This is a genomic window from Candidatus Cardinium sp. cBcalN2 (genome assembly GCF_022810445.1).
Taxonomy (GTDB): Bacteria; Bacteroidota; Bacteroidia; order Cytophagales; family Amoebophilaceae; genus Cardinium.
The window spans coordinates 1-8,908 of sequence record NZ_JAACGD010000029.1; the positions used below are offsets into that span (position 1 = coordinate 1).

The window sequence follows — 8,908 nt, forward strand, 5'->3', positions numbered from 1 at the left end:
TTTATCAAGAAAAAAGTAACAATAAAGATTTATTTTTTACCAGTGACATAAACAGATACATTTTTTCTTGATAAAAAATCAAGATAAAAAAAAATTATAATCAAATAAAAATAATTAAAAATTCCTTAAGTTGACTCCATTACGTGAACGGAAACAATACTGTTTGTTGATTTGTAATGAGCACTTTATGAACATTTTTACCCAAGTCTTGATTGTTTACTTATTATTATTTGCCCTAGCAAAAAGTTTATTTAAAAATGGCTTACTTAGCACTGAATTCAACAGACAAAAGTTTGGAGTCACGTTCAAGCTACCTTAAAACCTCTACTAATGTATCTATAGCTAAATGGTGTGCAGCTTTTAATAAAATACCACTATCTTGAAAAGTATGGCTATTTAGATAATTCGCTAAACACGCTTTATCTGGGAAACAAGCTATTTTCTCATGAGGTTGTTGGCCAGCAGCAAAGGTAAAACAAGGACCACATAACAGTACGCGATCATAATCAGGTTGAAAAAGCTCTTGCACAATTTTTTTATGCCAAGCAGTAGTCTGGTTACCTAAATCAGCCATATCACCTAAAATAACGATACGGTAGCCCACCTTTAATTGTAAAAGCGTATCCAGTGCTGCCTGAACGGAAGCCGGACTAGCATTATAGCTATCTATAATCAATTGATTGCTGCCTTTCTTGACTAATTGCATGCGTTGATTGGTAGGAACATAGGCTTGAATAGCTTGATGGGCTGCTGCACTATCCACATGAAAATATTTGGCTACGCAAAGCGCTGCTGCGATATTGTATATATGGGGTTTGCCTAATAAATGGGTCGTAACGACTACCCCTTCTAAGGATTTATAACGGATATAAGGGTCCTGACTCACCCACTCAAGAGGCGCAAAGTCGTTAGGCTGAGGATAGGTAATGGGTTTTCTAAAGCGTCTACTTATAGTAGACAACCAGGGTACTAAGGTGTTTAAAAAAATGGTGCCACCAGTAGTGTAAAGGTAATCATATAGCTCACTTTTACCACGGATTACACCTCTTATATTGCCAAATCCCGTAAGATGTACCTCTCCAATAGCGGTGATCAAACCATGGGTAGGGCGCGCTATTTTACAACATAATGTAATGTCGCCTAATTGAGTAGCACCCATTTCTATAACCGCTATTTCCGTATCCTGCCTCATAGCCAAAAGGGTTAAAGAAACGCCAATAGGTGTATTTAAATTACCCTTGGTTGCTATTGTGTTATAAGTGGTGCGTAAGGCAGCGTAGATAAGCTCCTTGGTAGTGGTTTTACCATAGGAACCCGTTATAGCTATAACTGGAAAGTGGTCGCCATATTGTGACCGATGGTGAGATGCTAATCTTGTTAAGGTATCAAGGCTGTTTTTGACTAAAATATAGGAAGCGGATGGCCTAGCATAAGCAGGATCATCTATAATCACATAACTGGCCCCCTTTGCTAGGGCTTCTTGAGCAAAGGCATTGCCATTAAAGTTAGCCCCCCGAATAGCAAAGAAAAGTGCACCTGGAGCACAGTCACGTGTATCTGTGGTTACAAGACGCGTGATTAAATATTTCTGATAAAGCGTTTCTATAGCAATCATAGGTAATCCATAGAACGGTTTTCAAGTGATTAGCTGTAGGAGACGAGTGTAGGTTTAGCCTCTGTTTTATTCTTAAAGGTATGAATAGCCAGTTTAACCGATGGCACTACTTTTCCTAATAATGGACTATACCCCACTTTCAGTGCTACACCAGGCCATGACTTGGTAGCATGTTCTAGGTGTAAACCCATCCCATAAGTATCTACAAACGTTTGATTCAATAGCTGATTATCCCGATTGTAAAGGGCTATAAAATTAGTAAATGCAAGTACAACAAATCGGATAGAAGATAATACAATGGGCATATGCAAGGTGCTGTCTAGATGCAGATTGAGCCTTGCATAGATAGGCGCTTGCAGGCTGTTGTCCACCTCAGGGGCCTCTAGGACTTCAGGGTCACGGTGCATGATACCCAACATGCGCTCCTTGGGCATACGGCACCCTATTATATAATCTATGGCCACAGATTGATGTGCACCGTTACATCTTTGTATAGATGGACCAACATAGGCCAAGCCTAGTTTAAGTATAGCTTCTTCCCATCTATTTTTATGTAAAAAAGAACCTGATTCACAATTTATATGCATATATCTAAACCTAGGTTTTACTATATTTTTAATACAATGCACGCCAATATAATGCCTATTGTTAAATTGACCTTTTTGATAACCATATAACATGGCTGCAGATCCTCCTTTAGGTAATTTTTCCAAATCATGCAGTGCATATAGACCACTTAATTTTTGATAAACATCCGCTACCCAACCTATTTTACCTAAAACAAGCGTATAATCGTGATACGATGTATTTTTGATAGCCGAAACAGGTAAAGCGGTAACAAAAACTTTCTTATAACCGCTTAGTCCAGTAATCCAGTAATAAGGCGCGTAGGATTCCTCGGTCGTGCTAGCGAATAATTTAGCCGCCCATACATTCTGGTGATCAAATCTATAGTTACTCCCTATCTGTTTATAATAGTCTCCGCCAAAAAGATAATGTCCATGTAACTTAGGCAATTCATAGGTGCATCCATATCCCCATCTTTTTTTTAGAAAAAACTGTTGACTGAAGCTATGTCCATATCCCCATGCATTAGCATGCATGATGGTAAGTAAGGGTCCTTCATCTAGGCTTACCCCCAAGGAGATCGGAAAGCGGTCTTTGGTTTTTATGATTAGATCAGATATGATGGGGTCGGTAGTTGGATCAACTATCTTACGCATAACGGAGACAGTTGCAAAGTAGGGCAGAGCCATTAATCTTTGTTTGATAGACAAGAGTGCTTTGGCATCAAAAATTGTTCCAGGCGGTAAGTTTATTGCTTTATCAATCAATGAGATATGTGTGGTAGGGGTCAGCCATTTGGCCAAACGTAAGTAAGGATAGGGTTTAGCAACCATTGGCTCCATAGCACCTGTAGATGTTATAGTAATGGTATTAAGTTTATAGGAGGGAACTTTAGCTTGATCTGCTTTTAGGCCAAATGGTATACCAAAAGCCAGTATTAGCATAGCTATTAAACCTTCAAATTGCGCTATCTTTTTGTTTATTTTATGCATAGATGGAGGCTTAGAAATTGACTAGATAGAGCATATGGATCTAAATCACTGAAAGCGCCCTAACGCTATATAGCCAGTAGCGTTCTGGCTGAAATCTAGGATAAGGGCTATGCTAAACGTATAACGCCTTATTACCTAGAAATGATTGCCAAAATCATATAAACCATGCAAGATGTGTTTACCTGATAGGGAAGTTAGTGCTGAATGGATAGTAGCTACTAAACGATTCAGATTAAATTACATATTGTTATTTATTTACCTCATTGTTTTTGATATTCAATCTTTAATATTTATTTTCACTGCTTAATACTCATCTTCATTAAAGATAAAATCATCACCCGTTGGGTAGTCAGGCCATATTTCTTCAATACATGTGTATGGATAATCATCATCATCTAATTCTTCTAGATTTCTAATAACCTCAAAAGGAGCTCCTGACCGTTTGGCATAGTCTATTAACTCATCCTTAGTAGCTGGCCAAGGAGCATCTTCCAAATGTGATACTAATTCAAGTGTCCAATACATAATGCAAAAGTGAAAAATAAATTAAATTTAAACCGTGCTCGTGGTATCTTTTATACCAAGCTTATTAACAGGCTAAAATAGAGTAATTTTTAAATTAATACAAAAAATTTCTTTTATACTTGCTACCATAGCCTTAGTTCTAAAATAACTAGTTCATACATTGTACACATATCATAACTTATATGCAAATATCTTTTTTTATTGCCCAACGTTATCTTAAAAAACAGGGCAAAACAACACTAATATATAGGTTATCTAAACTTTCTTGCTACAGCATGGGGCTTGGTACAGCTATTTTAATAGTTGTATTAGCTACTATGAATGGCATGGAAAAACTATTGGCTACTTTATTTTATACGTATATGCCAACATTAAAAATAGAATCTAAAATAGGTAAAACATTCGTTGCTGATAAACAATTAAAAGAAAAAATCATCGATCTTTCTGGTGTAACAGCTATTGTCGAAGTATTAGAAGCGACTGCGCTTATACGGTTACAACACCAACAAGCCCTTGTGACCATTAAAGGCGTCTCTCCTAATTTCATAGCAAGTGACTTTTATAAAAATTGTACCCGTATGGATGGCGTTAATTTTTTAGCCGAGGGTCAACCTCAAGCTATTGCGGGTATAGGACTTAGCCAATTTTTACAATGGTCAACTTCTAAAAAAACTGCTAAAAATAAGGTAACCGTTTTTTACCCAAAGTCAGGTATTTACCATCTTCATAATCCATACAAGCGTTTTACCTTAGAGTTGGGTGGTTTTTTCTCTATAGCCAAGAAGATAGATAGCAGATATATGATTATGCCTCTTCATTTTGTGGAAGATTTGACAGATGGTTTACATAAACGTACTTATTGGGAAGTGGTAATCCCAGATATGGCCGATCTAGAAAGTACGCAAACAAACATACAAAAGCTACTACCAAATGGCTATAAGGTAATCAATCGAGAGGAACAAAATGAAACACGTCGTAGAGCTATTTTCATTGAAAGGCTTGCTGTTTGTTTTATTTTTGCTTTGGTATTGCTTTTAGCATCGTTGCATATTTTCTTTATGCTATGCATGTTGATACTACACAAGCAAAAAGATATCCATATACTTGTTGCCCTTGGGGCTACACCTGATCAAATCGGTAGGGTTTTTTTCTATAATGGGCTATTAGTAGCTTTAAAAGGTATTTTGTACGGTCTTGTTATTGGGTCTACTATAGCCTTTTTGCAGCAAAAATTTGGCATTGTTACCTTTACTATAGGGCATGCTAAGGTTTCATACCCTATAGAAATGCATGGATTAGATGTTTTATATACAGTTATTGTAACTGTTTTATTCAGTCTGTTGGCCACTCTTTGGCCGGTAAAACGGGCTATGCAATTAGCCAGGAAGTCACTAAGTAACTAAATGATTAGTATAGCCTAAAAATATAAGGTCACATGAATAATATAATTATTATTGCTTTATTCTTATTAAGTGCATATAATCTAACAGGATTTCAATGCACTCGAGCTAGCGTTACTATGGGATCTAATGACCCAGAATTTAGTGTAGAAAAAAAAACGCCTAAATATAACATTCAAGAAGATGACATTACACCCAATCCAATTGTAGCCTACACTATTGAAAAGGACCAAATTTACCTTGACCGCGTCTTTCAACCTACATCCACATCTACCCTTCAACCTGTGCTATGGGCAAAGGAAACAACTAATCATGATAAACACCAGCGACTTTTCGACTTGTTTGCCCGTATCATCCCCCAGCAATACAGGAAAGGGATCAAATATTTTTCCATAATTGATTCAAAGATAAATAATGTAGATGATATGTGTCTATACTGCGCTATAGGGCCTCAAAGTCAAGAATCTCTGGAATACTTTCGCCTTTACATGGCTTTTGACCTAGAAGATTATATCGGTGGTACTTACTTACCAAACGCAAGTTATAATACACTGGGCTACGATTTTCTTATTTATACAATGATCCATGAATTGGGTCATTATGTAACAATGAATAACGAACAACACGACTTAGTAAACGGTTACTTTATTCCACATAAAAACTCAATTTGTGCGCAAATGCAACTTAGACCTTTTTATAAACAAATCAACAACTGTAGTAAGAAACAATTAGCTGAATATTATAAAGAAATATTTTTCAAAAAAGGAGAGTTCGTCACGGACTATGCAACAGAGTCTTTTGCAGAAGACGCTGCTGAAACTTTTGCTCATTTTGTACTCACTGATGAGCGTCCTAAGCCAGGTCTTAACGGAGCAAAAGATAAAATGCTACTCTTTTATCAAGATCCCAAAATGGTCCAAATTAGAGCAAGTATTCGGGAAAACTTGAAAAACCTGGGCATCCATCCCAAACCTACCAAGAAGCTTGGTATCTGTGCAAGATTACTAAAATATATTATAAATTAGCTGATCAAGCATAATGCGACGGTTGCAATAAATATGGAACATTGTTTTAGGTAGCTAAATGATCAACCAGCTTTTGACATTACGCCATACACACCCTTTTTAAGAATTCAGGACTAGTAAGATCTGGTTTTAAAGATCAGGGGAAGATTAGTTTAGTTACATTTGCAAGTTGGTTGCTGATTTTCTAGTTTTATAACTGGCTTTTCAGCAAATTTTTGTAAAAAGCTTCTTGCTTACTTAATTAATTCTTTAACCAAGCAAAACAGTACAATAGCTCATCCTTACTATTAAATAAATGACTGACCCCAAAAGATATACCGTTACCGCTGCATTGCCCTATGCCAATGGACCTATTCACTTAGGTCATGTGGCGGGTGCTTACCTGCCTGCTGATATTTATGTTCGCTACTTAAGACAAAAAAAAGCGAATGTGGTTTTTGTCAGTGGTTCTGATGAACATGGAGTTCCCGTGGTTATTCGTGCCCAACAAGAGGGATCTACCCCCCAAGCAGTGGTCGACAAATACCATACCCTAATCAAAGACGCTTTACAGGGCTTAGGTATTAGTTTTGATATCTTTGCAAGAACTTCTTCACCTACCCATTATGAGACAGCCACTGATTTTTTTAAGGAACTGCACAAAAAAGAGGTATTTGAAGTATATGAAACAGAACAATACTATGATCCTGTTCATAAACAATTTCTATCTGATCGCTATATCAAAGGAAACTGTCCTAAGTGCATGAATCCTGATGCCTATGGCGATCAATGTGAAGCATGTGGCAGCACCTTGAGTCCAGAAGAATTGATAGATCCCATTTCTGCCATTAGCGGTGCAAAACCTATTTTAAAATTAACCAAACACTGGTACTTACTACTAGATAAATATGAAAATTGGCTTAAAAAGTGGATTTTAGAGGAACATAAAGACTTTAAAACCCATGTATATGGTCAATGTAAAGGTTGGCTAGACCAAGGCTTACAACCACGTGCTGTAACCCGTGACTTACCTTGGGGTATTCCTGTCCCACTTGCTCAAGGCAGTGGCAAAGTGCTCTACGTTTGGTTCGATGCGCCGATTGGGTATATTAGCGCTACTAAAGAATGGGCAGAAGCCCAACAGATAGATTGGAAACCTTTTTGGCAAGCCCCTGATACTAAGTTGGTTCATTTTCTCGGAAAGGATAATATTGTATTCCATTGTCTTATCTTCCCCGTTATGCTCAAAGCACATGGCGAGTTTATTTTGCCTGATCAGGTCCCAGCTAATGAATTTCTCAATCTAGAAGGCAAAAAAATTTCTACATCTCGCAACCATGCTGTTTGGGTAGATGATTATTTAAAAGATTTTCCAGGTAAAGCAGATGTATTACGTTACGTACTCTGTACCATTGCACCAGAAAACAAAGACAGCGACTTTACTTGGCAAGATTTTCAAGATAAAAATAATCGTGAGTTGGTCGCTAACCTGGGCAATTTGGTACATAGAACCTTCAGTTTAGTACATCAGTATTTTGGCGGATTAGTGCCACCTTATGTCGAGCCTAATGAAGGAGGTCAAGTTTTATTTACTACCCTCAAAGCTTCTTTTACAGCAGTAGGCCATGCCATAGAACAGTTTAGGTTTAAAGAAGCACTCCAATTATGCATGGGATATGCTACATTGGGTAATAAATACCTAACAGATAGTGCACCATGGCATCTGGTAAAGAGCAATCCACAGGCAGCTGGTACGATATTGCATGTAACACTCCAACTCATAGCTACCTTAACACAGTTGATCAAACCTTTTTTACCTACCACAAGTAACAAGATGGCCGATATGTTAGGGTTAAAGGAAATAGGCTGGGGCCAGTGCGATGTGACCAATTTGGTAAAAACAGGTGATCGATTAGCTGCTCCTAAACTTTTATTTGAAAAAATTGAAGATGATGTCATTGATGCACAAAGAAAAAAATTAGCATATGGTCAATAAGGTTCCATGTTTTTTAGCAGACGACAGCTATGAAGCATGCAACTAATTGCTAGCATTTGGCAGAGGGGCTACTCTTGCATACTATAGCTGTAATACTGAATCAGTACATCTGTTTTTAGGGGAATTATATACATTTTTTTATTATAAATTCAGTAAATTTACTTACCTTGCATTGCTAAGGTTATATGGATAGGTGGGTGAGTGGCTTAAACCAGCAGTTTGCTAAACTGCGGTATGGATGATTCTGTACCGGGGGTTCGAATCCCCCCCTATCCGCCATTTTCTTAATCTTAATTATATTCGGGGCGTAGCGTAGCTCGGTTATCGCGTCTGCTTTGGGAGCAGAAGGTCGCAGGTTCGAATCCTGCCGCCCCGACCGATACCTTCTTTTTAGGTTCCGTAGCTCAATGGATAGAGCAACTGCCTTCTAAGCAGTAGGTTGAAGGTTCGAGTCCTTCCGGGACCACTTCTGCTCTACCTATTCCGTATCCATTAAGCACTATGGTAAGGCCAGGCACAATCAATAACAAATAAAAACACGACTTGTAAAATAGGCCTTACAAGCGTTCTAATAATTTTTAGGTTTGCTTTTTTATTTGTTATTTGCCATTTTTTAGCTAAAAATTTTTAGGCACACTTTGGTAAAACCTTTATATCCACTAGCGTTACAATCTATACCCGTTAGATTATATGGTTGTGATAAGACCGGTAAGCTAACATAAAATTTTGTTGCCGTTCACCCAATGGCGTCAACTTAAGGAATTTTTAATTATTTTTATTTCATTATAAGTTTTTTTATCTTACTTTTT

At 37.4% G+C, this 8,908-nt stretch carries 6 protein-coding genes and 3 tRNA genes; 6 read left to right on the plus strand and 3 right to left on the minus strand.

What is annotated here, in order from left to right; translation table 11 throughout:
• Positions 1-310: 310 nt before the first annotated feature.
• From murF to MUW74_RS01005, 3 genes are all read right to left on the minus strand, one after another.
• Positions 311-1,615 carry a UDP-N-acetylmuramoyl-tripeptide--D-alanyl-D-alanine ligase gene (gene murF / locus MUW74_RS00995; protein ID WP_243517151.1) on the minus strand — a complete coding sequence of 435 codons (1,305 nt, stop codon included), beginning with the start codon at positions 1,613-1,615 and terminating at the stop codon, positions 311-313.
• A 29-nt stretch (positions 1,616-1,644) separates the two neighbouring features.
• A complete protein-coding gene (locus MUW74_RS01000) occupies positions 1,645-3,174 on the minus strand; it encodes a hypothetical protein (protein ID WP_243517149.1) in 1,530 nt (509 codons plus the stop codon).
• Positions 3,175-3,477: 303 nt separating this feature from the next.
• Entirely contained in the window at positions 3,478-3,699 is a 222-nt protein-coding gene (locus tag MUW74_RS01005) for a DUF2795 domain-containing protein (protein ID WP_243017951.1), read from the minus strand.
• 182 nt (positions 3,700-3,881) lie between these two features.
• Here MUW74_RS01005 and MUW74_RS01010 point away from each other — a divergent pair, with 182 nt between their 5' ends.
• From MUW74_RS01010 to MUW74_RS01035, 6 genes are all read left to right on the plus strand, one after another.
• Positions 3,882-5,102, plus strand: a complete 1,221-nt coding sequence (locus tag MUW74_RS01010; protein ID WP_243517146.1) for an FtsX-like permease family protein — start codon at positions 3,882-3,884, stop codon at positions 5,100-5,102.
• A 32-nt stretch (positions 5,103-5,134) separates the two neighbouring features.
• The gene (locus tag MUW74_RS01015; RefSeq protein WP_243517143.1) at positions 5,135-6,124 is read left to right on the plus strand and encodes a hypothetical protein; all 990 of its coding nucleotides are present in this window, start codon (positions 5,135-5,137) and stop codon (positions 6,122-6,124) included.
• Between the two features lie 295 nt (positions 6,125-6,419).
• Positions 6,420-8,099 carry a methionine--tRNA ligase gene (gene metG, locus MUW74_RS01020; RefSeq protein ID WP_243517140.1) on the plus strand — a complete coding sequence of 560 codons (1,680 nt, stop codon included), beginning with the start codon at positions 6,420-6,422 and terminating at the stop codon, positions 8,097-8,099.
• Positions 8,100-8,286: 187 nt separating this feature from the next.
• Positions 8,287-8,378: transfer RNA gene (locus MUW74_RS01025), tRNA-Ser, on the plus strand.
• Positions 8,379-8,400: 22 nt separating this feature from the next.
• Positions 8,401-8,475: transfer RNA gene (locus MUW74_RS01030), tRNA-Pro, on the plus strand.
• 17 nt (positions 8,476-8,492) lie between these two features.
• Positions 8,493-8,565, plus strand: a tRNA-Arg gene (locus MUW74_RS01035).
• Positions 8,566-8,908: the final 343 nt, after the last annotated feature.